Genomic DNA, 23,954 nt, shown 5'->3' on the forward strand with positions numbered 1-23,954 from the left:
AACACCGTTGACAAACCTGCGACTGGCCAGCTAGCCGGGTTGAGGCACATCCATGTGCCCTTCGATCCGAGTGCCGCGCGATCGTCGGTGGGAGAATGGACAGAGGGCGACCAACGTGCGAGAGCAGGTGATCACGGTGTTCGACAAGATCGTGGTGGGCTGGGATGACGCGCCATCAGCTCGAGACGCCCTCCAGTGGGCGGTGGATCACGCCGACGGGGTTCCGCTCGTCGTCGTGCAGGTGATGCAGGGCCGGGAGCAGTCGGGCCAATCGGGCCAGTCGGCCGAGCACCGCGATGCCGGCTCACCGGCGGACGCGCACGTCGACCTCATGGAGGTCACCGACGAGGTGCGCGAAGCCTACCCAGAGCTTCGGCTCACGACCGCGACCGTGCACGGCGACCCGCTCCGCGAGCTCGACGACTATCTCACCCAGGGCACGCTCCTCGTCGTGGGGGCGGCATCCCACGGCCGCTCGTCACGCTGGACACTCGGTTCGCGCCTCGCCGGACGGCCCGGCGGCGGCGCTGTGGCCGTGATACCCGAGGGCCTCGATCCTGCCGTGCGGGCGGGGATCATCGTGGGCGTCGACGGATCCGCGGCGTCCATCGAGGCCATCGGCATCGGCGCCGACGAGGCCGCACGCACGGGCGAGCAGCTCACGCTCGTGCACGTCTGGAGAGTGCCCACGGAATGGCAGTCCGTCTACGACGACTACGCGGAGGACGTCGCGGTCGTGCAGGACATGCACCGCCAGATCCTCGACGACGCGCTCGACATCGCGTCGTCGCGTGGCGCGGTGGCCGAGGGGCGGCTCGAGGAGGGCGGCGCAGCCGCGGAGCTCATCTTCGCGGCACGCGATGCGTCGCTCCTCGTGGTCGGCAGCCACGGCCGCAATTGGGTGGGCCGATTCCTGATCGGGTCGGTGAGCCACGACGTGCTGGTCTCGATGACGTCTCCCACGATCGTCGTGCGACCCGGCGAGTGACCGATGCGCGCGACGGCGGTGTACGCATCCAGGTCTGAGTCGTCGGTGCGGTGTTGCACACTGGAGGGATGATCGCCGACCATGCACTGACGTGGAGCCCGGCGCATCCGACCGACCTGCTGCAGACGCTCGCGGGTCTCGGGCGCGGCGGCGGCGACCCGACGCTGCACATCGAGGCTGCAGGCACCGTGTGGCGCACGACGCTCACCGATGACGGGCCCGCGACGATCCGCATCGAGCAACGGTCACCCGGCGAGCTCCGCTGCCTCGGGTGGGGCCCCGGCGCGAGCGCTGCCGTCGAGGCGGCGCCCGAGTTGGCCGGCAGCCTCGACGACCCCTCGGAGTTCGAGCCGCGCATCCGGCTCATCGATGACGCGCACCGGCGCAACCCGGGCCTGCGCATCCCTCGCACCGGGCGCGTCTTCGAGGCGCTCGTGCCGGCGATCCTCGAGCAGAAGGTGATCACCCTGCAGGCGCACGCCTCCTGGCGGCGGCTCGTGAAGCGGCACGGCGGCTCCGCGCCCGGCCCGACGCCGCGACCCATGCACGTCGTGCCGTCGCCGAGCGGCTGGGCGTCGATCCCGAGCTGGGAGTGGCACCAGGCCGGCGTCGACCCGCGCCGGGCCCGCACCATCGTCAATGCCGCCCGGTACGCGGCGCGGCTCGAAGAGGCGGTGCGAATGAGCCCGGCGGATGCCGCGGCCCGCCTCACCGTGCTGCCCGGCATCGGCGTGTGGACGGCCGCCGAAGTCGCCCAGCGGGCGTTCGGCGACGCCGACGCCCTCTCGGTCGGCGACTACCACCTCTCGAACTACCTCGGCCACGCGCTCTGGGGCCGCGACATGACCGACGACGAGATGCTCGAGGCGATGACCCCGTGGGCGGGGCACCGTTACCGGGTCGTGCGGTTGCTCGGCGCCGCCGGGGTGCGCGGGCGCCCGCGGCGTGGTCCGCGCATGTCGTTCGTCGACCACCGGGCGATCTGACCCGGGCCGCGGGTTGAGGAGCCGCGAAGCGGCGTCTCGAAACCGCGACGTCAGGATGCCACGCTTCGGCCTCGTTCGACGGCGACGAGCTCTCGCACCGCAGGGATGACCTCCTGCCCGATGCGGTCGTAGTCGTCGGTATTGTCCCCGGCGAGGATGTAGCCCGAGAAGCCGTGCTCGATCGTCATCGCCGCGAGCTGATCGACCCATTGCTCGGGCGGTCCCGACAGCAGCCGCGGGCTCGTCGGTCCGAACTGGCCGATGATGTTGGCGAGCCGCCGCACGTGCCGGGGCTCGCGGCCCACGGCGATCGCCGCCTCGTCGATGGTCTCGTTCCCCGCCCTGATCTCGTCGGTGCTCATGCGACCGATCGAGGGGAGCCATCCGTCGGCCTTCGTGCCCGTGAGCCGCAGCATCCGCGGCCTGTGGGCACCCAGCCAGATCTCGATCGGATGCGCCGGCGCCGGGCCGCGCTTCGCGCCCACGAGCCGGTAGTACTCGCCCCGGATCGCCGTCGCCTCTCGTGCGTCGACGTCCCAGATGGCCCGGATCACGTCGATGGCCTCGCCGAGCGCCGTCACCGCCTGGCCGGGGGAGAGCCGTCGGCCCCCGTACGCCTCGATCGCGTCCCAGAAGCCGCCCGCGCCGAGGCCGAGTTCGACGCGTCCGCCGCTCAGCACGTCGAGGCTCGCGACCGACTTCGCGAGCACCGCCGGCGGCCGGAGCGGCAGGTTCAGCACGTCACCGGCGAGGCGGACTCGTTCCGTGCGCGCGGCGACGTAGCTCAGCAGCGTCCAGGTGTCGAGGAACCGCCGCTGGTAGGGATGGTCCTGGAACGTCACGAGGTCGAGCCCCGCCCGTTCGGCGTGCTGCGCCCCGCGAACGACCTGCTCGGCGTTCTCGTGCATCGGCGTGCTGAACGTGCCGAAGATCAGGTCATGCCCGTAGTCGGTCATCCGTGCTCTACTCCAGCCACTCCGTCTCGAAGGTCGGATTCGCGTGGATGTTCGTCGACACGAACGGTTCGCCGCCGATCACCTCGAACTTGTGCGGGGTGAGCGCGGGCACCACGAGCACCTGTCCGCCGTGGGCCTCGAGCCGCTCGTCGCCAACCGTGAACATGGCGCGGCCCCGGCGCACGACGAAGGTCTCGGAATACGGATGCCGGTGCAGCCGCGGCCCGGCGCCCGGCCTGGACGTGTGCACGAGGATCACCGAGACCTCGGAACCAAGGGCGACACCCTCGATGCTCTCGTTCCAGTCGTCGTCGTCGGTCTGGTCGCCGCTGCGCTGATAGATGGACATCGTTGACCTCCGGGGCTTGACGCGCACACACGCTATCGCGCTGTGGGAGGCGCGGTCCAGAGGCATCCGGAGTGCAGCCGGACCAGCCGTGCGCGAGGTGTCTGGCTAGGCGTCGGCGGTCGGATGCCGCGGCGCCGGCCCTGAGCTCGACCGCACGACGAGCTCGGTCGGCACCAGCACGCTCACCGACGAGGGGGGTGCGCCCTCGATCTCCTCGATGAGCTGGCTGACGGTGTGCCGGCCGACCTCTTCGAAGCTCTGGTGAACGGTCGTGAGCGGCGGCCAGAAGCTCTTCGACTCCTCCATGTCGTCGAAGCCCACGACGCTCACGTCGGCGGGAACCGCCCGGCCGCGTTCGTGCAGGGCGCGGAGCACGCCGAGCGCCATCTGGTCATTGGCGGCGAAGATCGCGGTGACCTCGGGACGCGAGGCCAGTTCGAGGCCCGCGCGGTAGCCGGCCTCCGACGACCAGTCGCCGACGATGACGTCGGGAACGGTGCGCCCGTGGGTCGCGAGCGTCTCTGCCCACGACTCGCGCCGCCGCTCGGCGGAGTAGGAGTGTACGGGGCCCGAGATGTGCCAGACGGTGTCGTGACCGAGGTCGAGCAGGTGCTCGGTCGCGAGCCGGGCACCCTCGGCCTGGTCGGTGTCGACGACCGGGTACTGGTAGCGGGCGCTCGAGTCGACCACGACGACCGGGAGCCCTGGCGGCAGTTCGATGTCGGCCTCGTCGAGGGCGTGCGCCTCGATGATGATCATCACGCCGTCGACGGCCTGCTCGCTCAATCGACTGAACGCGACCGTCACCTCGCCTTGCGTCGGGTGCTGCACCGGGATGAGCGTGATCGAGTAGCCGGCCGCTGCCGCCGCGACGGCGATGGAGTCGAGCGTGCGCATGTTGCCGAACGACGACAGCGTGAACATGATGACGCCGAGGTTGCGGAAGTGACCCGAGCGCAGCGCTCGAGCGGCGCTGTTCGGCCGGTATCCGAGCTTGCGCATCGCCGCGAGTACGCGGTTCCGGGTGTCTTCGTCGACGTTGGGGCGGCCGGTCGAGACGCGAGAGACGGTCTGGCCGGACACGCCCGCTTCGCGCGCGACATCCGCCATCGAAGGACTCCGCCGGCGCGGCTGGCCTGCGTCGGTGGCCTCGTCGGCAACGGTCATCGGTCCCCCTTGGTGATGGTTACGTCAACATGCTACAGTCGCTGGACTCATGTTTACGTGAACATAGCCCGAGCCCGAGAGAGCGAAATGACGACGTTGTCGAAACTGGATGCCCCGGCGGCCGCCAGCCCGAGCACGGTGCACGGCCCACCGCCTCCCGCCCGCAAGGTGAAGGCCCGCCTCGACTGGCGCGGCTGGGCGTTCGTCGGACCGTTCATGGCGGTGTTCGTGCTGGTGTTCATCGCACCGATCGTCTACGCGATCTACCTCAGCCTCTTCCGCGAGCAGCTCATGGGGGGCAACGCGTTCGTCGGCCTCGAGAACTTCGGCGAGGTGTTCACCGACACGCAGTTCTGGGAGTCCTTCCTGCGGGTGCTGCTCTTCCTGGTCGTGCAGGTGCCGATCATGCTCGTGCTCGCCCTCGCCGCCGCGCTCGCCATCGACAGCGCCCGGTTGCACGTCTCCGGGTTCTTCCGCATCGTGATCTTCCTGCCCTACGCGGTGCCCGCGGTCGTCGCGGTGCTCATGTGGGGGTTCATCTACGGCGGCAACTTCGGCCTCGCGGGGAACATCAACGACCTGCTCGGCTTCGAGGCCGTGACGCCGTTCGCGCGCGAGTGGATCCTCGTCTCGATCGGCAACATCGTGACGTGGGAGTTCGTCGGCTACAACATGCTGATCTTCTACGCGGCGCTGCGCACCATCCCCAATGAGCTCTACGAAGCGGCCGAGCTCGATGGGGCGGGTCCGTTCCGGGTGATCACCGGCATCAAGATCCCCGCCCTCCGCGGCGCGATCGTCATCTCGACGATCTTCTCGATCATCGGCAGCTTCCAGCTCTTCAACGAGCCCAACATCCTCAAACCGCTGGCGCCGAACATCATCACGACCTTCTTCACCCCGAACATGTACGCCTACAACCTGTCGTTCTCGGGGCAGCAGTACAACTACTCGGCGACCGTCGCGATCGTGATGGGCCTGATCACCGCGGTGATCGCGTACGTCGTGCAACTGCGCGGGTCGCGAAAGGAAGAACGATGAGCCGCATCGCGTACGCGGGCCGACCCCGCAACGCCAGCCCGCGCACTCGCAAGTCGATCACGCTCACCGTGCTGATGTCGGTCTTCATCATCTACACGCTCGTGCCGCTCGTCTGGCTCGTGATCAACGCCAGCAAGACCCAGGCCGACCTCTTCACGACGTTCGGCCTGTGGTTCGGCGACGAGTTCGTGCTCGGCCAGAACATCGTCGAGACGCTCACCTATCGCGACGGCATCTTCGTGCGCTGGCTCGGCAACACACTGCTCTACGTCGTGCTGGGTGCCGGCGGGGCGACGCTGCTCGCGACGGTGGCCGGCTACGGCCTCGCGAAGTTCCGGTTCCCGGGACGCCGGGCCGTGTTCGCCATCGTGCTCGGTGCGATCGCGATCCCGGGCACCGCGCTCGCCGTGCCGACGTTCCTCATGTTCAGCCAGCTCGGACTCACGAACACGCCGTGGGCGATCATCATCCCGTCGCTCATCAGCCCGTTCGGGCTCTACCTCATCTGGGTCTACGCGGTCGACTCCGTGCCCACTGAGCTGCTCGAGGCGGCGCGCATGGACGGCGCGGGGGAGTTCCGCACGTTCTTCACGATCTCGCTCCGGCTCCTCGCGCCGGGCGTCGTCACGGTGCTGCTCTTCACCGTCGTGGCGACCTGGAACAACTACTTCCTCCCGCTCATCATGCTGAGCGACCCGGCGTGGTATCCGCTCACGGTCGGCCTCGACCAGTGGAACGACCAGGCCACGGGTGCCTCGGCGGATCCGATCTACAACCTCGTGCTGACCGGATCGCTGCTCACAATCGTCCCCATCGTCGTCGCCTTCCTCGTGCTGCAGCGGTACTGGCAGTCGGGCCTGAGCGCCGGAAGCGTCAAGCAGTGACGAGAGGCGCTGTCTTGCCGAGCACCATCCCTCTCACCCGGCGCGTCCTGCACCGATCCCCCGTATCACGATCACCGATTACAACGAAGTGAAAGGAACACCATGACCACTAAGCGCAGCAGGTCCGGCTTCCGCCGGATGGCCACTGCCGTCGTCACCGTCGCAGCCCTCGGCGGCGCGCTCGTCGCCTGTGCACCCAGTGCCGGCGCCGGCACCGGCGATGCATCGGCATCCGACCTCGAGGCAGCCCTCGAAGCGGGCGGCACGATCACCTACTGGAGCTGGACCCCCTCCGCCGAGGCCCAGGTCGCGGCGTTCGAGGAGGCCTACCCGAAGGTCGACGTGAAGCTCGTGAACGCGGGCACCAACACCGAGGAGTACACGAAGCTCCAGAACGCGATCAAGGCCGGCTCGGGCGGCCCCGATGTCGTACAGATCGAGTACTACGCGATGCCGCAGTTCGCACTGTCGGACTCGCTCGTCGACCTCTCGGCCTACGGCCTCGACGAGCTCGAAGACCAGTACACCGCCTCGACGTGGGGTTCGGTGAACATCGACGGCAAGCTCTACGGCCTGCCGCAGGACTCGGGTCCCATGGCGCTGTTCTACAACGCCACGGTGTTCGAGCAGTTCGGCATCGCCGTGCCGACGACGTGGGACGAGTACATCGCCGCCGGTGAGCAGCTGCACGCTGCCGACCCGACGAAGTACATCACCAACGACACCGGCGACTCCGGCTTCGCGACCAGCATGATCTGGCAGGCCGGCGGCCACCCGTTCGGCGTCGACGGCGCCGACATCACCGTCGACCTCGCCGACGAGGGCAGCGCCAAGTGGGCCGACAAGTGGAACCAGCTGCTCGAGAAGGACCTCCTCTCCGACATCCCGGGCTGGAGTGACGAGTGGTTCAAGGGCCTCGCTGACGGCACGATCGCCAGCCTCGTGGTCGGTGCATGGATGCCGGGCGTGCTCGAGTCGAGCGTTCCCGACGCCGCAGGCGACTGGCGCGTCGCGCCCATCCCGACCTACGACGGGGAGCCCGTGTCCGCCGAGAACGGCGGCGGCGGCCAGGCCGTGCTGAAGCAGAGCAAGAACCCGGCGCTCGCCGCGGCCTTCCTCCAGTGGCTGAACAGCGACCCCGAGTCCATCAAGATCTTCGGCGAGAGCGGCGGGTTCCCGTCGACGGTCGCCGAGCTCGAGTCCGAGGACTTCGTGAACCAGGAGTCCGAGTACTTCGGTGGCCAGAAGATCAACGAAGTGCTGACCCAGGCGGCGAGCGACGTCCTGCCCGGCTGGTCGTACCTGCCCTACCAGGTGTACGCCAACAGCATCTTCGGCGACACCGTCGGCCAGGCCTACGCGAACAAGTCCGACCTCAATGCCGGACTCGCGACCTGGCAGGAGCAGCTGGTCGACTACGGCAACGAGCAGGGCTTCGACGTCAAGGGCTGATCATCGCAGCCGATCGGAGCCGTGATCGGCGCTGATCATCGCCGCGGCTGATCGCCGCAGTCCGACGTGTGCGGGCCGGGAGACCGGCCCGCACACGTTCGCCCACTATCGGAAGGCAATATAGCCTCATGCCAGAGTTCGCCATCGGAGCAGACGACTTCCTGCTCGACGGGAAGCCGCACCAGGTCATCTCCGGAGCGATGCACTACTTCCGCGTGCACCCCGACCAGTGGGCCGATCGAATCCGCAAGGCCCGGCTCATGGGGCTCAACACGATCGAGACGTACGTCGCATGGAACGCCCACGCGCCGCGCCAGGGCGAGTTCATCACCGACGGCGGGCTCGACCTGGGTCGCTACCTGTCGCTCATCGCGGCCGAGGGGATGCACGCGATCGTGCGACCCGGCCCTTACATCTGCGCCGAGTGGGACAACGGCGGCCTGCCGGCCTGGCTGCTGCGCGATGCCGCAGTGCGCCCGCGCAGCTCTGAGCCGACCTACCTCGGCGCCGTCACGGAATTCCTCCGCCAGGTCTACGAGATCGTGGCGCCGCTGCAGGTGCAGCACGGCGGACCGGTCGTGCTCGTGCAGGTCGAGAACGAATACGGCGCCTACGGCGACGACAAGGACTACCTCGCCGAGCTCGTGCGCGTGACGCGCGAGTCGGGCATCACCCTCCCGCTGACGACGATCGACCAGCCGGTGCCCGAGATGCTCGAAGCTGGAAGGCTCCCCGGCCTGCACATGACCGCCTCGTTCGGCTCGCGCTCCGTCGAGCGGTTGGCGACGCTCCGCGAGTTCCAGCCGACCGGCCCGCTCATGTGCATGGAGTTCTGGGACGGCTGGTTCGACAGCTGGGGCACCCACCACCACACGACGTCCGCCGAGCAGTCGGCGCACGACCTCGACGCGCTCCTCGCTGCCGGCGCGTCGGTCAATCTCTACATGTTCCACGGAGGTACGAACTTCGGCCTCACGAACGGCGCCAACCACAAGGGTCGCTACCTGCCGATCACGACGTCATACGACTACGACGCTCCGCTCGACGAGGCCGGCAATCCGACGGAGAAGTACTTCGCGTTCCGCGACGTGATCGCGAAGTACGCGCCGGTGCCCGAGGAGCAGCCTGCGGCATCCGTTCCCGCCCCGGCCTTCGACGTGCCGCTGGAGGTCACCGCCTCGCTGCTCGCGGTCGAGGCGCAGCTCGGCGAACGGCGGGCGCACCACGACCTGCCGACCTTCGACGAACTCCACCACGACCGCGGGCTCGCCCTGTACAGCACCCGGCTCGAGGGCGACGGCGGGGCCGGCATCCTGAGCTTCGGTGAGGTGCGCGATCGCGCATGGCTGTTCCTCGACGGCGTGCCGGTCGGCGTGCTTTCTCGCGATGCTCACGAACGGGTGCTTGCGCTTCCCGCCACCCGGGGTGAGCTGACCGTGCTCGTCGAAGACCAGGGCCGGGTCGACTACGGGACGCGGATCGGCGAGGAGAAGGGGCTCATCGGCGGCGCCCAGCTCGACGGTGTTCCGATCACCGGCTGGAGCGTGACCCCGCTCGATCTCGAACTCGTGCCAAGAGTGGCGACCGCGGCGACCACGTCATCAGGCGGCGGCATCCTTCCTGTCGCGGCGGCCGCCCCCGCCGCGCCGGTCACCGGCCCCGTCATCGCGCATGCGAGCTTCACGCTCGATGAGGCGACCGACCTCTTCCTCGACACGAGCGCATGGGGCAAGGGATTCGCGTGGATCAACGGCTTCGCGCTCGGCCGCTACTGGCGCCGCGGGCCGCAGCAGACGCTGTACGTGCCCGGCCCTGCGACGCGCGACGGCGTGAACGAGCTCGTCGTGCTCGAGCTCGACGTGTTCACGGGCGCGAGCGCGAGCTTCGTCGATCGACCGAGCCTCGGCCACACCGAGGTGTAGTGCGGCGGTGGCCCAGTGGCCCAGTGGCCCAGTGGCCCAGTGGCCTCGGGGGCCGTGCCGTCAGGCGAGCAGCGCGTCGAGGCTCGGGTGCAGGTGCCTGGTCACGAGCACGGATGCCGCGTGCCGGGCTCCCGCCCGCAATGCGTCGGGGAGCTCGGCGCCGTCGAGCGTCGCATCGAGCACGCCGGCCATGAACGCGTCGCCGGCGCCGTTGGTGTCGAGCACGTCGACGGGCTCCGCCGCGACCTCGTGGAGCGTCATCCGCTCGTCGATCGCGATCGCGCCGCGCTCGCCGAGGGTGCAGACGACGAGTTCGGCCCCGCCGCGGATGCAGCGCTCCATGAACGGCTGCGGGTCGCCGATGCGGTCGGCATTCATGAAGATCGCGTCGGCGGCGTCGATGAACGGACGATGGAAGTCGGCTTCGCCGTCGTAGTCGTGGATGTCGGTCCAGATGGGGCGACCGGTCGCGCGCGCCGCCGGGATGAGTCGGCGGGAGCGTTCGCCGAGGTCGAGCACGATGGCAGCGGCATCCGTCATCACCGACTCGACCGCGGGGCCGGGGCCCTCGACCGGATCGCCGGGAGACGACAGGTAGAGCGACACGCGCTCGCCGGCCGGGGTCATCAGGTTGAGATGCCGTTCGGTGGCGGGGCTGTCTTCGGCGAGCAGCTCAACGCCGGCGGCCTCGAGCAGGCCGCGGAGCCGTGCGCCGTCGGGGTCGCGGCCCAGCAGCAGGTGCAGCATGACGCGCCGGCCGAGGCCGACGAGCCCGAGCGCCTTGCCCGCCGAGGTGCCGCCGACCGTCTCGTACTCGTCGAGCGCGAACTGCATGTGCGGCACCGGCTCGGGCAGCCGGTCGAGGTAGACGATGCGATTCCAGGCGGCGGGCCCGGCGATGAAGAGGTGCTCGGTCACCGGTTGCGCTCCTAGGTGCGTGGCGTTCGGATGGTGCCGCTCCATCCTGCCGCAGCCCACCGTCACGAGGTCATCACCCACGATTTTTGTCGAAGCGCTTCACCGACGTAAGGTCGTATGAATCCCCGGTCATCGCCAAATTGAGCGCGCGATCATCCCCGAAACCGCCAATTCTCGTGCGTCAGAGATCCAATCTTTGGTTGACATCTGCGCGCGAATATTGCCACTCTCTCTAGGGAGCGCGCCACCTGCTGCACCGACGCAGCCAGTTCATGGCGCGACGGAAGGAATGACGTCCGTTGATACGCAGAACTTCGAAACTGCTCGTCGCCACCTCACTCGCACTCGCCATGGTGGCCCTGCCGACCACAGCGCAGGCCCAGGAAGAGGCCGACACCGCCCAGTTGTCCGCTCAGGAGATCGTCGCGGCCATGCAGCCGGGCTGGAACCTCGGCAACACGCTCGACGCCATGTGCTGCAGCCCCGGCGCCGACGAGACCGCGTGGGGCAACCCGCGCGTCGACCCATCCTTCTTCGATGACATCAAGGCCGAAGGCTTCAACTCGGTCCGCATCCCCGTCAGCTGGGGCACCCGCACCGGCCCCGCGCCCGACTACACGATCGAGCCCGCGACCATGGCTCGGGTGCAGGAGATCGTCGACTACGCCCTCGACGCGGACCTCTACGTCATGATCAACACGCACCACGACTCGTGGCAGTGGATCGAGCACATCGCCGAGCCCGAGCAGCACGACGCGGTCATGGCCCAGTACACGGCCACCTGGACCCAGATCGCGGACTCCTTCAAGGACTATCCGCAGGAACTGATGTTCGAGCCGGTCAACGAGGTGGGCTTCGGGGGCTGGGGCCCTGGGACGGACAAGGACCACGAGCTCATCGCGGAGCTGAACAGCTCCTTCCATGAGATCGTGCGCGCCTCCGGCGGCGACAACGCCGACCGCCTCCTGGTCCTGCCGACGATCCGCACCGGATCCGACCCGGGCGACATGGACGCCCTCGCCGCCGAGATCGAGGCGCTCGACGACCCGATGCTCGCGGCCACCACGCACAACTACGGCTTCTATCCCTTCAGCGCCAACCTCGCCGGATACCCGTCCTACAACGAAGAGGTCCAGAACTTCTTGGAGGAGGACTTCCAGCGACAGGTCGACACCTTCGTCTCCCAGGGCATTCCGGTCATCATCGGTGAGTACAGCCTGCACGACAACTACGAGAACAGGGTCGAGCGCGGCGAGGCGCTGAAGTTCTTCGAGCACTTCGGCTACCTGGCCCGCACCTCGGGCATCACGACCATGTGGTGGGACAACGGAAGGCACTACGACCGCTACAAGCGTCAGTGGCGCGACCAGGAGCAGTTCGACTACATCTCCACGGCTTGGACCACCCGCTCCGGGACCGCCTCCACGGACAACGTGTTCGTCGACGCCTCGGACAAGATCCAGGACCAATCGGTCACGTTGAACCTCAACGGCCTCGAGTTCGAGAAGCTGAAGTACGGGAACACCACGCTGCAGGCCGGCAAGGACTACACGTTGGACGGCACCACCTTGACGATCAGGGCGAAGCTGCTCAAGAGCGTCCTCGACGACCGGGAGATCGGCAGCAGCGGTCAGCTCACGGTCCACTTCTCGGCCGGCATGCCATGGAAGCTCAACTTCATCAACTCCGAGGACGTCGTCATCGAGGGCGCCACCGGAACCAACGCCGGGCTGGCGATCCCGGCGGCGTTCAACGGGGACAAGCTGTCCATGATGGAGTCGGTCTACGCCGACGGCACCGCGGCCGGCTCCATCGCTTGGACCACCTTCCCGGGGTTCTGGGAGGACTTCCGGCCCGACTACGAGAACGGGACCATCCTGCTGACCAAGCTCTACCTGGACAGCCTCAAGGACGGCGAGCAGGCCTACCTGACGTTCCACTTCTGGAGCGGCCAGACCCTGCAGTACACGGTGACCCGCAACGGCACGGCCGTCACCGGCGTCCTCTGACACGCGAAACTCCTTGGGGCGGTGCGAGCAACGCACCGCCCCAAGGGCATTTCCAGACCGTGCCACGACAAGACGATCGCGGCACATGTCCGATCAGTCGAAGCGGGCGCCGGCCGGGTCGGACGGCATGAGCATGAAGACGAGCAGGATGATGCTGCCGACGAACGGGATGAACGCGAGGAAGAAGAACGCGCCCGACCGGTTCGTGTCGTGCAGGCGACGCCACACCAGCGCGAGGCCCCGGGATGAGCACGGCGAGCCCCCACACGCTGTAGAGCGCGATGCCGATCCAGAACCCCGCACCGAGGGTGGCCGTCCCGGTCTCGGACACGGTCGCGCCGGTGGTGCCCAGGGTGAGCGCGATGACGTAGAGCACGGTTGAGACGACCCCGCCTACAAGCGCCCACCACCAGTACTCGCTGCGGCTCGCGCGACCGGTGAAGGTGGCGTACTTGCGGAAGAAGCGGGAGACGGCCTGCCCGAGGCTGGCGCCGTAGAGAGGGGCCGAGAGGGGGATCCCATCGGCGGTGACTGCAGTGGACATGCTGCTCCTTCGATGCGTGTCAGACGGATGGTGCCGGCGCTGCGGCATTCGTTCGTTCGCGCTGCCGGCGCCCGTGCTGGTCGCGAACGATCGGTACTCGGCGTCGACGGCTCCATACTGCCGCAGCCGGCCGACCCGTGGTGGGATTCGCGTGGCCCCTTTCGGGTGACACGCGACGCTGTGATATCCACCGGTGTGGTCGCCGGCTGAGACGAGCGGGGCCAGCGCGGGGGACAATGTCCGGCCGAGCTGGCCCACGGATGCCTCGCCTCAGGCGCGCGTGAGGTACGCCTCGATGCGGTCGAATGCGCCCACCCAGACCATCGTCTCGAAGAAATCGCGGATCTCGGGCGTCGGGAACCCTGTTTGCTCGACGGTCACGAGCGTGCCGCCGTCGAGGGCCTCGAAGGTGACCTCGACCCTGGTCGTCATGGTGACGCCGCTCGGGTCGCTGCCGCTCGACTGGGTGATGAGTCGGTGCGGGCGGTCGATCTCGAGGAACACCTGGGTCTCGCGGAAGAGCGTGTCGCGGTCGGGCCCCCACACGGCGGTCTGCTTGCCGCCGACGCGCAGGTCGACCTCGATCTCGACGATGCCGGGCTCCTCGTCGAGGATCGAGTACCAGATCTTCTGCTTCTCGGCATCGGTGTAGGCGTCGAAGACCTCTTCGGGAGTGGCGGGCAGTTGCCGCGTCATCCGCAGGCCGATCTCGCTCGTCTGCGTCGACTGACCGGATTCGGTCTCGCTCATGATTCCGTTCCTTTCTTGAGGGTGAAGTAGACCTCGAGACCGTCGAGTCGACGCTCCCAGAGCCGCTGGTAGAAGGTGATCCATGCCATCGCGTCGTCCAAACGCTCGGTGCCCAGCTGGACCTGCCGCACGCGGCCGACCTTCTCGGTGGTGACGAGGCCCGCGGACTCGAGCACGTCGACGTGCTTCCGGATGCCGGTGAGCGTCATGCCCGAGGGCTCGGCGAGCTCGGTGATCGTGGCCGGGCCGTCGCCGAGGCGGGTGAGGATGCCGCGGCGGGTCTCGTCGGCGAGAGCCGCGAACGCCCGGTCCAATGTGTGTTGCTGAACCATGTGGTTCAGTGTATAACACTGAACCCAGAAGTTCAATGAATTTCAACGCGTCTCTCAACCCAACGTTTCCCGACGCTCGTACGTCTCAGAGAGTAACGGCCACCCTCGGATGGAGACGACATGAACACGACAAGCGGTCACGGCCGACGCCGTGGCTTGGGCTTCGCGACCCTCGCGGTCCTCGCCGGGATCCTGGTGAGCGGCTGCGCGCAGAATGCGCCCGACGGCCCAGGGGCGAACCCGTCCGACCGCCCCGAGGCCGAGCTCCATGAGGCCATCGACTGCCGGTCGGAGCCGAGCTCCCTGCTGCCGAACGCGGAGGAGCCCACCGCCGACCCGTCGATTCCGGTGCCTGGCCGGGTACCCGAGGGGTTCGAGGTATCCGCTGCCGTTCGCTGTTCCGTCGAATTCGGCGAGCCCGGTGAGGCGGGCGACGAGATGGAGGTCGTCTGGCTGGTCGAACGCTTCGAAGGCGACCTCGGGCCGCTGCTCGAAGCCCTCGCGGAGGCCGATGATGTGCCACCCGAAGGGCTCATCTGCACTGCCGACATGGAGATGGTGCCGCCGCTCTGGCTCGAAGCCCGATCCGGTGGATTCGTGCCAGTGCACTATCCGCGCGACGGCTGCGGCAAGACGAAGCCGGCGGTGCACGATGCGCTCGACGAGTTGCAGGTCACGATGGTCGAGCGGCTCCCGGCGGGTGCGTTCGACGAGTGAGCGCGGCGTCGTCGACGCGGGGCGTCGATGCGGGGCCGTCGATGCGGTGGGGCGTTGCGCGAGGGTGGCGCTATCGTCGCGGAGGGAGGACATATGCCACTCGAGCCGGATGCCGAAGGTGCGCCGTCGACCCCTGGCGAACGCGTTCGCCGCTGGCGCCGCAAGCGCGGCCTCTCGCAAGCCGAGCTCGGTGTGGCGAGTGGCATCGCGCCGAGCACGATCTCACGTCTGGAGCGCGGGCAGCGGCAAGCGCGGCTCGAGCTGCTGGAGCCAGTGGCCCGCGCGCTCGGCGTCGGACTCGACGTGATCGTCGGCACCGGCACGCCCGACCCGAGGGTGCGAACCCGGCGCACCCGGCGCGGCCGCGTCTCGATGCAGCCCCTCACGACGGAGCGTGGCCCACTCCAGACCTTCAAGACGACCATCGACGGGATCGTGACCGAGCCAGAGCCGGTCACGCATGTCGGCTATGAGTGGCTCTACGTGCTGAGCGGACGGCTGCGGCTCGTACTCGGCGAGCACGACCTCACGCTCGGGCCGGGCGAGGTTGCCGAGTTCGACACCCGCACGCCGCACTGGATGGGCAGCGCCGACGGCGGCCGAGTCGAGATGCTCAGCATCTTCGGCGAGCACGGCGAGCGGATGCACCTGCGCGCGGCGCCCGCCCGCCGGACGCACCCCGGTGGTTGAGTAGAAAACACCACCGACGCACGACACTCACACCGACGGTGCCGCCGCGCTCACCGCTTCGCTCTCCGCAACCGCGGCACGCACCTCCTCGGCGACGAGGTCGGCGTTCACGGCCGCCGCCGCTTGCACGCCCGAGCCCATGGCCATCGGCACGAGCGCGAACGGCGTCGCCGCGTTGCCGATCGCCCACAGCCCGGCCACGCTCGTGAGGCCGGTGCCGTCGACGGCGATCCATGGCCCGACCGGCGTCTCGGTCGTCGCGGCGCCGAGGCCGGCGAGCGGACCGTCGCGGGGCACGAAGCGACCGGCGGTGAAGATCACGTCGAGCTCAACGACCTCGCCGCCGGCGAGCTCCACACCGGTGAGCCGGTCGCCTTCGACGAGCAGACGGCTCACCCGATCGTCGATGACGCGGATGCCGCGAGCTGCGAGCCCCCGTTCGTCGTCGGGCTCGAGCGCCTCCACGTCGTGCCGGATGAACACGACCCGGTCGCTCCACTGCCGCAGGAGCTGCGCCTGATGCAGGTTGCCAGGGCTCGTAGCGAGCACGCCGATGCGCTCGTCGCGGTGCTCCCACCCGTCGCAGTACGGGCACTGCACGACGTCAATGCCCCAGCGCTCGGCGAGCCCCGGCACGTCGGGCAGTTCGTCGGTGAGGCCGGATGCCGCGATCACGCGGCGCGCACGAAGCATCCGTGAATCGGCGAGCTCGACGTCGAAGGCGCCGTCGTCGGCCTGCTCGACTCGCACGACGGTCGTGTCGGCGATGACGCCGCCGTATCCCTCGACCTCGCGTCGACCGGCGGCGACGAGCTCGAGCGGCGGGAACCCGTCACGAGTCAGCACGCCGTGCATGTGGCCTGCGAATCGGTTCCGTGGTTCTCCGCCATCGGCGACGAGCACGCGCCGTCGCGCCCGAGCGAGCACGAGGCCCGCGCTGAGTCCCGCGGCGCCGCCGCCGATGATCACGACATCCCACTGTTCTGGCTGCATACCTGCATCCTCGGGCCGCTGTCGGCTCCCCGCCAAGGATTCATGCCGATTCGGCACGACCCCCAGTGATAGCCCCGGGCGAAGCCCGCCGCGCCGCCGGTGGGCCGGACGGAGGAGATCTTCGTGTCTGGTTTCGAACGGCTGTCTCGCGGCGTACTCGACCACCGGGGGCTGCGCCGAGTGGCGCCGTGTCGGCGGTTCGTGGTCGAGTGGGGCCATGGGCTTCGACGCACGGTTCCTCGAGCTGGACGCGGCGATGCCGCGAGTGAGTGAAGCGGATGCCGCGGCATCCGTCGAACTCGATTACGTGCACTTCTCGGTGGTGCTCGACACCGCCAGGCGCCTCGCACGGGTCACGGGCGTGAACGTCGACGGCGCCTCCCTCGTCGAGCTCGATCGCGGCGGCGACGACTGGCAGCTCGACGAGCGAATCCCGGCCGACTGGCAGGCCGGCCCGGCGATCTACGCGCGCAACGATCTCGACCGGGGGCACCTCGTGCGCCGGCGCGACCCGGTGTGGGGCAGCCCAGAGGTCGCGGCCCGCGCGAACGCCGAGACGTTCCGCTATCCGAACGCCGCACCCCAGGCGTCGGGCTTCAACCAGTCGAAGGAGCTCTGGCTCGGACTCGAAGACCACGTGCTCGCGCACGCGAGCGTGAACAGGTCGCGGCTCAGCGTCTTCACGGCTCCGATCCTCGCCGCGGGCGATCCGGCCTATCGCGGCATCCGCGTGCCGCTCAGGTACTGGAAGGTCGCCGCGTGGAACTCGGGCGGCGAGCTCGCCGCTGCCGGCTTCGTGGTCGACCAGGCGCCGCTCGTCGACACGAGCGAAGCGAGGGCACCCCTGCCGGGCGAAGTGCCCGACCTGGGGCCGTTCCGCACGTTCCAGGTTCCGGTAGCGGATGTCGCGGCGCTCACGAAGCTCGAGATGCCCGAGCTCGTCGGGGCCGACCGCCTGCCCAAGACGATCGCCGCGGCCGGCTGGCGTCGGCTCGAGACATCCGCCGACCTCCTGCTCTGATCGCAGCGCGCCGCGACGCACGGGCTGGCCGAGGCCGCCGGGCGGTGAAAGAGTTGGGGCATGGGCGACTCGACGGAGCTCAGCACCGACGTGCTCATCGTGGGCGCGGGCCCGAGCGGCCTCATGCTCGCCGTGTGCCTCGCGCGACTGGGCGTCGACGCGGTGATCGTCGACGGCAAGTCGGGACCGACGCGCGAGTCGCGGGCGCTCGCCGTGCAGGCTCGGTCGATGGAGCTCTACGACCAGCTCGGGCTCATCGACCGCGTGCTCGCTGAAAGCAATCCGGCCCGCAGCGCCGTGCCCGGCTTCCGCGACCGGCCGTTCGGCAGCGTCGCGTTGCGCGGGCTCGGCGCGGGCGTCACGCCGTACCCCGAGATCACGGTGCTCGAGCAGAGCCGCAATGAGGCGATCCTCGTCGACGCGCTCGCGGAGCTCGGGCGCGCGGTGCGCTGGGAGCACCGGCTCGCGTCGCTCGAGGAGGCATCGGGGCGAGCGGATGCCGCGGGGCGGCGGCATCCGGTGACCGCGACGCTCGACTCGCCCGACGGGCCCGTCACGGTGCGCGCGCGGTACTGCATCGGCGCCGACGGGGCGCACTCGATCGTGCGGGGCCTCCGCGATATCCCGTTCGAGGGCATCACGAACGAGCACACCTTCTACGTGGTCGATGCACACGGGGTGACCGGACTCGTCGACGGCGCGGTGAACATCCGGTTCAACACCGACGACTTCCTGCTCGCGTTCCCGATGGGCCCCGGCGGGCACACCCGGCTCCTCGGTATCGTGCGCGACCACGATCTCGCCGCCGACGGCACCCTGCCCGAGTCCCTCGTGCGTGAGCGCGCCGAGCGCGGCTTCGGCGTGCGCTATCGCGACTCGAGCTGGTTCGCGACCTATCGCCTGCACCACCGGCTCGCGGCGCGGTTCCGCGACGGCGCGTTCTTCCTGGCCGGCGATGCGGCGCACATCCACTCGCCGGTCGGCGCCCAGGGCATGAACACGGGGCTGCAGGAGGCGCACAACCTCGCATGCGCGTTCGCCGACGTGCTCGTCGGCGGCATGCCCGATGCGCGCCTCGACCGCTACGAGGTGGAGCGCCGACCGGTCGCGGCGCGACTAGTGAGCACCACCGATCGGGCCTTCGCGACGATCACCTCGGACTCGCGCTTCGCCCAGTTCGTGCGCGGTCGCATCGTGCCGCTGCTCGGCCCGATCGCCGTGCGACTCGTGCCGCGCCTCATCGGGGGCGAGCGGGTGCTCGGCTACCTGTCGCAGACGAGGATCCACTATCGGATGACGCGGGCGAGCGACTCCGGCGGTCGTGGGCGTCGCGGTCGTGGCGGCCGCCGCGATGCCGTCGTCGGCCGGCGCCTCCCGTGGGCGGGCGGCAACTACGGCGTGCTGCGCTCGATGACGTGGCAGGTGCACGGGTACGGCGTGCTGCCAGCCGAGGTCGAGCGCATCGCGGGCGAGCTCGGCATCGAGGCGCACGCGTTCGGGCGCGATCCGAACCGGCGGCTGCGACCCGATCGGGTGTACCTCGTGCGGCGCGACGGATTCGTCGCGGCCGAGGCATCCGCTCATGCCGTGCCCGGCGGCCCGCGGGCGTTTCGCGAGCAGCTCGCGGGTTGACGCGGCGGCGTGGCATCCGTTGCCCGGCGCATGCCCCGACCATAGGCTGGAAGCGCATGGGCGCCCTCGCGGCGCCGGTGCCGACTGCACTTCGCGTCGACGACGTCGGGAGGGGCCATGGCCACCATCGCGTGGATCGGTCTGGGGAACATGGGCGGCCCGATGTCGGGCAATCTCGCCGCCGCGGGTCACGAGGTGCGGGGAGTCGACGTCGTGCCGGCCGCGCGCGCCGCTGCCGCCGAACGCGGCGTGCTGGTGGTCGATACGATCGCCGACGCCGTCGCGGGCGCCGATGCCGTGTTCACGTCGCTGCCGCGCAGTGAGCACGTGCGGCAGGTGCTCGAGGGGCCCGATGGGGTGTGGGCGAACGCGCCGCGCTCGGCGCTGCTGCTCGACACGTCGACGGTGGACGTGGCGACCTCGCGTTACTGCCACGAGGCATCCGTCGATCACGGCTTCCGGTTCGTCGACGCCCCCGTCTCGGGCGGCATCGCGGGAGCGGCGGCGGGCACGCTCACGTTCATGCTCGGCGGCGAGGATGCCGACGTGCGGGAGGCGACCGCGCTCGTCGAGCCGATGGCCGGCCACGTCTTCGCGGTCGGCGGCCCCACGATGGGCATCGCCGCCAAGCTCGCGAACAACCTCATGCTCTTCGTCTCGCTCGTCGGCCTCTCAGAGGGCTCGCAGCTCGCGGCCGAGCTCGGGCTCGACGCCGAGACGTTCTGGAAGGTGGCGTCGGTCTCATCTGGCGATTCGTGGCCGCTGCGCATGTGGTACCCGGTGCCGGGCGTCGTGCCGACGAGCCCCGCGAACCGCAACTTCGACGCGTCGTTCACAACGCTGCTCGCCGAGAAGGATCTCTCGTTCGCGCTCGCCGCGGGCGAGGAGGCGGGGCTGCACCTTCCAGGCGCGAGGCTCGCGCTCGACCAGTTCGAGCAGCTCATCGAAGAGGGCTACGGGGGCAAGGACTGCAGCCTCATCGTGAAGTACGCCTCGGCCGACGGCACGGTGGAGGGGTTCGACCCGAGCGTGTGACGCGGCGCGCGTCAACCCCCTGTGCAGTCGAACAGGGCGGCCGTAGCGTCGGGAGCATGGACGAGAGTGACGGGATCCAGGCGAGCGGCGCGAAGACCGGGGTGCTCACGATCGCTGGGGTGATCGCCCTGGCCATCGGCATCGTCGGCGTCGCGATCTACACGTTCACGCCGCGGAACACGCCCGTCGAGGGCGATGCGCCGGCGGATGCCGCGTGGCAATCGGGTGTGATCATCGGGTCGGCGCTGTTCATGGGCGTCGGGGCGCTGCTCCTGCTGCTCGCGCTGGTCTCCTTCCTGCGGACACGGCGCGAGCGATGACCGTGATACGAGCGATGACGACGGTGCGGACAACGAGCGCGCGACCGCCGGGAGCGGCCCGGGGAGCGACAGCGCGGCGATCGAGCGATGGCGGCATCCCCTTGCTCGGCGTGCCCGACAGCACCGCTGGATTCCTGGCCGACGGCTACGAGTTCGGCCGCCGCCGCTTCGAGCAGGTGGGCGGCGACGCGTTCCGCACGCGCCTCATGGGCCGGCCGGTGACGGTGGTGTTCGGCGCCGAGGCGGCGCGCATGTTCACCGAGGGACGCCGGTTCTCTCGGGAGCGCGCGATGCCGTCGACCGTGCAGCACCTGCTGCAGGACAAGGGCAGCGTGCAGACCCTCGAGGGCAAGGCGCATCGGCATCGCAAGTCGCTCTTCATCGACGTGCTGGAGCCGGCCGAGCTCGAGCGGCTCCGCGAGCGGTTCGCCGTGGCGTGGGGTGCCCAGGTCGCGGCCGCCGGTGGTCGGCCGCTCGCGATCGCCGACGCGACACCGCTCGCCCTCACGCGGGCGGCGCTCGGCTGGAGCGGCATCCCCATCGAACTCGTCGACACCGAGAAGCTCACCGAGCACCTCATCTCGATGGTGGACAACGCCGGGCGGGTCGGGCCGTCGAACTGGCGCGCCAGAGCGAGGCGTCGCGGTACCGAGCGATGGGCGAGCGAGGCGATCATCGCCGTGCGCCACGGGCAGATCGCCGTCGCCGAGCATTCGCCGATCGCTCGACTCGCCCGGCACCGCGACGCCGAGGGGCATCCGCTCTCCGGCGAGGACGCTGGCGTGGAGTTGCTCAACCTGCTGCGTCCGATCGCGGCCGTGAGCCGGTTCCTCACGTTCACGGCGCTCGCCCTCATCGAGCATCCCGAATGGAAGGAGCCGATCCAGCGCGGTAACCATGTTGACTGGTTCGTCAACGAGGTGCGGCGCACGGCACCGTTCTTCCCGGTCGTCGGCGGCACCGCGCGCGCGGCGTTCGACTGGCGCGGCAGCCGCGTGCGCTCAGGTGATTGGGTGCTGCTCGACCTCTGGGCGACGAACCACGACCAGCGCATCTGGCGCGAGCCCGACCGGTTCGACCCCGATCGCTTCGCGACCTGGGACGGCGACGTGAACGCGCTTATCCCTCAGGGTCCCGGAAGCGTCGACGACGGCCACCGCTGCCCGGGTGAGGGCGCCACGATCGCCCTCATGGAGGAGTTCGCGCGCTTCATCGCCGATGCGGATTTCCGGGTACCGCCGCAAGACCTGAGCTCGAACCTGCGGCACTTCCCTGCGTTGCCCGCCGACCACATGCGGCTCGTGTTCGTGGGGTGAGTGCAGCCGGTCGACCTTGTGGCGTTCGGTCCGCTCTGTCGCGCGCTCGGCCCGCTCGTGCCGGTGCGCGGATCGGTAGGCTCGGAACGACGGACGATCGGAGTGCGGAGGTGAGCGGATGAAGCACTTCTTCCGTCGTCTCTTCAGTCGTCTCTTTCCTCGTCGAACGCCGTTCAAGCCCTTCGACCGATCCGCGTTGCCGAAGCCGCCGTCACCGTCGTTCGACGAGATGCTCGCCGAGGGCGTGCTCGTCGCGGAATCCGCAGGCCGGATGGCGCTGAAGAACCGGCTCATCGTGTTCGCGTTGCGGGGTGAGGAGCGGTTCGAGCCGGCGCGTGCCGAGGCGATCGCGCGCGACGTGCTCTACGAGCTCGTGCAGGAGGCCGACGAGGCCGCCGAACGCGCCGCCGTCGAGCGGGAGAGCGCATCGCAGCGCGAGGGGCGTTCGGCGCACCAGCACGACTACCACCGGGTGGACACCGTGAACCTCCGCCACCGCGAGCGGGTGTACGCCGGGGTGGCGAAGCGGCTCTGGGAGCTGCGCGAGGATCCCGACTACCTCGAGCGGTTCACCGAGCACGCGCGCGATGCGGCGTGGGAGGACATCGCGGCCGCGATCGACGCGCGCCTCGACCGTGAATGGTCCGACATCGAGGTCGACGCGGAGTACGAGCTCGAGCGCGACGAGCGAACGCGCGAATTGCTGGTCGATCTCGAACGCGACCTCCGCGAGGCCGAGGCGGAACGTGCACGTCGCGCTGAGGCGGGCGACGCCTTCCGCGACTTCGTCGGGTGACCTGGGAGGCGGTCGACGGCGCGACTCACCTAGAGCGGACGCTTCGCGGCATCCGGGTCGGGCGATCGGGATCAGGACGTCTCGAAGATGACGGCGACCTGCTCCTCGACCGGGTCGGCGAGCCCGCGCTCGGCGAGGAAGTGCTCGGCGTCGAGCGCGGCCGCGCATCCGGTGCCCGCCGCGGTGATCGCCTGGCGATACCGCTTGTCGACGAGGTCGCCGCACGCGAACACGCCCTCGAGGTTCGTGCGGGTCGACGGATGCTCCACCAGCACGTAGCCCTCGTCGTCGACGTCGACCTGGCCGGCGAGGAGCTCGCTCCGCGGGTCGTGGCCGATCGCGATGAAGAGCCCGGTCGCGTCGAGCGACGAGCGCTCGCCCGTCCTGGTGTCGCGCACCTGTAGTCGTTCCAGGCCGTCGTCGCCCTCGGCGGAGATGACCTCGGCGTTCCAGTACGGGGTGATCTTCGGATTCGCGAACGCGCGCTCCTGCATGATGCGCGAGGCGCGCAGCGAGTCGCGGCGGTGCACGAGCGTGACGGAGTCGGCGAACCGGGTGAGGAACATGGCCTCTTCGAGCGCCGAGTCGCCGCCGCCGACGACGGCGATGTCCTTGCCCTTGAAGAAGAAGCCGTCGCACGTGGCGCACCACGAGACGCCGCGGCCGGTGAGTCGTTCCTCGCCCTCGACCCCGAGCTTGCGGTAGGCCGAGCCCATCGCGAGCACCACGGTGTGCGCCCGGTACTCGTCGCCGTTGATCGTGCGAATGACCTTGACGTCACCCGTGAGTTCGACGTCGACCGCGTCGTCGTAGACGATGCGCGCGCCGAAGCGCTCGGCCTGGGCCCGCATCTGCTCCATGAGATCGGGGCCCATGATGCCTTCGGCGAAGCCGGGGAAGTTCTCCACCTCGGTCGTGGTAACGAGCGCTCCGCCCGCTTCGACCGAGCTCGCGAGCACGATCGGGGCGAGGCCGGCTCGCGAGAGGTAGACGGCAGCCGTGTAACCGGCTGGGCCTGAACCGATGACGACGACGTTCTCGATGTCGGCCTCGATGGGCGTCTCGGCGTCAGCCGCGGCAGCGGCGGCGGATGCCTCGGACGCAGCGGATGCGACGGGGTCGATGCGCTCGCTCAT

24 protein-coding genes and 1 pseudogene are annotated in these 23,954 nt (G+C 69.5%); 15 read left to right on the top strand and 10 right to left on the bottom strand.

The features are described 5' to 3' along the window. Positions 1 to 115 precede the first annotated feature (115 nt). A complete protein-coding gene (locus tag QFZ29_RS18240) occupies positions 116 to 988 on the top strand; it encodes a universal stress protein (RefSeq protein WP_306895811.1) in 873 nt (290 codons plus the stop codon). Between the two features lie 68 nt (positions 989 to 1,056). Beyond that, a complete protein-coding gene (locus QFZ29_RS18245; protein WP_306895812.1) occupies positions 1,057 to 1,974 on the top strand; it encodes a DNA-3-methyladenine glycosylase family protein in 918 nt (305 codons plus the stop codon). A 50-nt stretch (positions 1,975 to 2,024) separates the two neighbouring features. On the opposite strand, the gene QFZ29_RS18250 is transcribed toward QFZ29_RS18245, so the two are convergent. The 3 genes from QFZ29_RS18250 to QFZ29_RS18260 form a co-directional block, all read right to left on the bottom strand. Continuing rightward, entirely contained in the window at positions 2,025 to 2,930 is a 906-nt protein-coding gene (locus QFZ29_RS18250; RefSeq protein ID WP_306895813.1) for an LLM class flavin-dependent oxidoreductase, read from the bottom strand. A gap of 7 nt (positions 2,931 to 2,937) precedes the next feature. After that, entirely contained in the window at positions 2,938 to 3,279 is a 342-nt protein-coding gene (locus QFZ29_RS18255; protein WP_306895815.1) for a cupin domain-containing protein, read from the bottom strand. A gap of 105 nt (positions 3,280 to 3,384) precedes the next feature. Beyond that, positions 3,385 to 4,446 (bottom strand): LacI family DNA-binding transcriptional regulator, encoded by a 1,062-nt coding sequence (locus QFZ29_RS18260; RefSeq protein ID WP_306895817.1) that lies wholly within the window; start codon positions 4,444 to 4,446, stop codon positions 3,385 to 3,387. Between the two features lie 87 nt (positions 4,447 to 4,533). Between QFZ29_RS18260 and QFZ29_RS18265 the strand changes: the two genes are divergently transcribed. The 4 genes from QFZ29_RS18265 (at position 4,534) to QFZ29_RS18280 (ending at position 9,745) form a co-directional block, all read left to right on the top strand. Further along, positions 4,534 to 5,487 carry a carbohydrate ABC transporter permease gene (locus tag QFZ29_RS18265; protein ID WP_306895819.1) on the top strand — a complete coding sequence of 318 codons (954 nt, stop codon included), beginning with the start codon at positions 4,534 to 4,536 and terminating at the stop codon, positions 5,485 to 5,487. After that, complete coding sequence (locus tag QFZ29_RS18270) at positions 5,484 to 6,371, top strand: carbohydrate ABC transporter permease (RefSeq protein ID WP_306895821.1); 888 nt, start codon at positions 5,484 to 5,486, stop codon at positions 6,369 to 6,371. Before QFZ29_RS18265 ends, QFZ29_RS18270 begins: the two co-directional genes overlap by 4 nt. A gap of 102 nt (positions 6,372 to 6,473) precedes the next feature. Beyond that, positions 6,474 to 7,823, top strand: a complete 1,350-nt coding sequence (locus QFZ29_RS18275) for an ABC transporter substrate-binding protein (protein WP_306895823.1) — start codon at positions 6,474 to 6,476, stop codon at positions 7,821 to 7,823. Positions 7,824 to 7,951: 128 nt separating this feature from the next. Further along, positions 7,952 to 9,745, top strand: a complete 1,794-nt coding sequence (locus QFZ29_RS18280; protein ID WP_306895825.1) for a glycoside hydrolase family 35 protein — start codon at positions 7,952 to 7,954, stop codon at positions 9,743 to 9,745. Between the two features lie 60 nt (positions 9,746 to 9,805). Here QFZ29_RS18280 and QFZ29_RS18285 read toward each other — a convergent pair whose 3' ends face one another. Further along, complete coding sequence (locus QFZ29_RS18285) at positions 9,806 to 10,663, bottom strand: carbohydrate kinase family protein (protein WP_306895827.1); 858 nt, start codon at positions 10,661 to 10,663, stop codon at positions 9,806 to 9,808. 299 nt (positions 10,664 to 10,962) lie between these two features. Between QFZ29_RS18285 and QFZ29_RS18290 the strand changes: the two genes are divergently transcribed. Beyond that, positions 10,963 to 12,672, top strand: a complete 1,710-nt coding sequence (locus tag QFZ29_RS18290; protein WP_306895829.1) for a cellulase family glycosylhydrolase — start codon at positions 10,963 to 10,965, stop codon at positions 12,670 to 12,672. A 93-nt stretch (positions 12,673 to 12,765) separates the two neighbouring features. Here the strand turns inward: QFZ29_RS18290 and QFZ29_RS18295 are convergent, their stop codons facing one another. The 4 genes and pseudogenes from QFZ29_RS18295 to QFZ29_RS18310 all read right to left on the bottom strand — a co-directional run bounded on the left by QFZ29_RS18295 (position 12,766) and on the right by QFZ29_RS18310 (position 14,298). After that, positions 12,766 to 12,900, bottom strand: coding sequence for a DUF805 domain-containing protein (locus tag QFZ29_RS18295; RefSeq protein WP_306895831.1), 135 nt, complete (start codon positions 12,898 to 12,900; stop codon positions 12,766 to 12,768). Between the two features lie 70 nt (positions 12,901 to 12,970). Next, positions 12,971 to 13,264 (bottom strand): annotated as a pseudogene (locus QFZ29_RS18300) (DUF805 domain-containing protein); the annotation flags it as partial. Between the two features lie 222 nt (positions 13,265 to 13,486). Beyond that, complete coding sequence (locus tag QFZ29_RS18305; protein WP_306895833.1) at positions 13,487 to 13,966, bottom strand: SRPBCC family protein; 480 nt, start codon at positions 13,964 to 13,966, stop codon at positions 13,487 to 13,489. Continuing rightward, a complete protein-coding gene (locus QFZ29_RS18310) occupies positions 13,963 to 14,298 on the bottom strand; it encodes an ArsR/SmtB family transcription factor (RefSeq protein WP_306895834.1) in 336 nt (111 codons plus the stop codon). The genes QFZ29_RS18305 and QFZ29_RS18310 overlap by 4 nt, the downstream gene beginning before the upstream one ends. A gap of 120 nt (positions 14,299 to 14,418) precedes the next feature. Here QFZ29_RS18310 and QFZ29_RS18315 point away from each other — a divergent pair, with 120 nt between their 5' ends. Then, on the top strand, positions 14,419 to 15,015 hold the full coding sequence (locus QFZ29_RS18315; RefSeq protein ID WP_306895836.1) for a hypothetical protein: 597 nt from the start codon (positions 14,419 to 14,421) through the stop codon (positions 15,013 to 15,015). 93 nt (positions 15,016 to 15,108) lie between these two features. Further along, positions 15,109 to 15,705, top strand: a complete 597-nt coding sequence (locus QFZ29_RS18320) for a helix-turn-helix domain-containing protein (protein WP_306895838.1) — start codon at positions 15,109 to 15,111, stop codon at positions 15,703 to 15,705. Between the two features lie 27 nt (positions 15,706 to 15,732). On the opposite strand, the gene QFZ29_RS18325 is transcribed toward QFZ29_RS18320, so the two are convergent. Next, entirely contained in the window at positions 15,733 to 16,698 is a 966-nt protein-coding gene (locus tag QFZ29_RS18325; protein ID WP_306895840.1) for an NAD(P)/FAD-dependent oxidoreductase, read from the bottom strand. A 217-nt stretch (positions 16,699 to 16,915) separates the two neighbouring features. Here QFZ29_RS18325 and QFZ29_RS18330 point away from each other — a divergent pair, with 217 nt between their 5' ends. The 6 genes from QFZ29_RS18330 to QFZ29_RS18355 all read left to right on the top strand — a co-directional run bounded on the left by QFZ29_RS18330 (position 16,916) and on the right by QFZ29_RS18355 (position 22,818). Continuing rightward, positions 16,916 to 17,719: a DNA/RNA non-specific endonuclease gene (locus QFZ29_RS18330; RefSeq protein WP_306895842.1), complete on the top strand. Its 804-nt coding sequence runs from the start codon at positions 16,916 to 16,918 to the stop codon at positions 17,717 to 17,719. Positions 17,720 to 17,779: 60 nt separating this feature from the next. Then, positions 17,780 to 19,351, top strand: a complete 1,572-nt coding sequence (locus tag QFZ29_RS18335) for an FAD-dependent monooxygenase (protein ID WP_306895844.1) — start codon at positions 17,780 to 17,782, stop codon at positions 19,349 to 19,351. A gap of 117 nt (positions 19,352 to 19,468) precedes the next feature. Then, complete coding sequence (locus QFZ29_RS18340) at positions 19,469 to 20,386, top strand: NAD(P)-dependent oxidoreductase (RefSeq protein ID WP_306895847.1); 918 nt, start codon at positions 19,469 to 19,471, stop codon at positions 20,384 to 20,386. A 56-nt stretch (positions 20,387 to 20,442) separates the two neighbouring features. Further along, positions 20,443 to 20,706, top strand: a complete 264-nt coding sequence (locus tag QFZ29_RS18345; RefSeq protein ID WP_306895849.1) for a DUF202 domain-containing protein — start codon at positions 20,443 to 20,445, stop codon at positions 20,704 to 20,706. Between the two features lie 110 nt (positions 20,707 to 20,816). Continuing rightward, the gene (locus QFZ29_RS18350; RefSeq protein WP_306895851.1) at positions 20,817 to 22,022 is read left to right on the top strand and encodes a cytochrome P450; all 1,206 of its coding nucleotides are present in this window, start codon (positions 20,817 to 20,819) and stop codon (positions 22,020 to 22,022) included. 118 nt (positions 22,023 to 22,140) lie between these two features. After that, a complete protein-coding gene (locus tag QFZ29_RS18355; RefSeq protein ID WP_306895852.1) occupies positions 22,141 to 22,818 on the top strand; it encodes a hypothetical protein in 678 nt (225 codons plus the stop codon). A 71-nt stretch (positions 22,819 to 22,889) separates the two neighbouring features. Here QFZ29_RS18355 and trxB read toward each other — a convergent pair whose 3' ends face one another. After that, a complete protein-coding gene (gene trxB, locus QFZ29_RS18360) occupies positions 22,890 to 23,954 on the bottom strand; it encodes a thioredoxin-disulfide reductase (protein WP_306895853.1) in 1,065 nt (354 codons plus the stop codon).

The sequence above is a fragment of the Agromyces albus genome, assembly GCF_030815405.1.
Classification (GTDB): domain Bacteria; phylum Actinomycetota; class Actinomycetes; order Actinomycetales; family Microbacteriaceae; genus Agromyces; species Agromyces albus_A.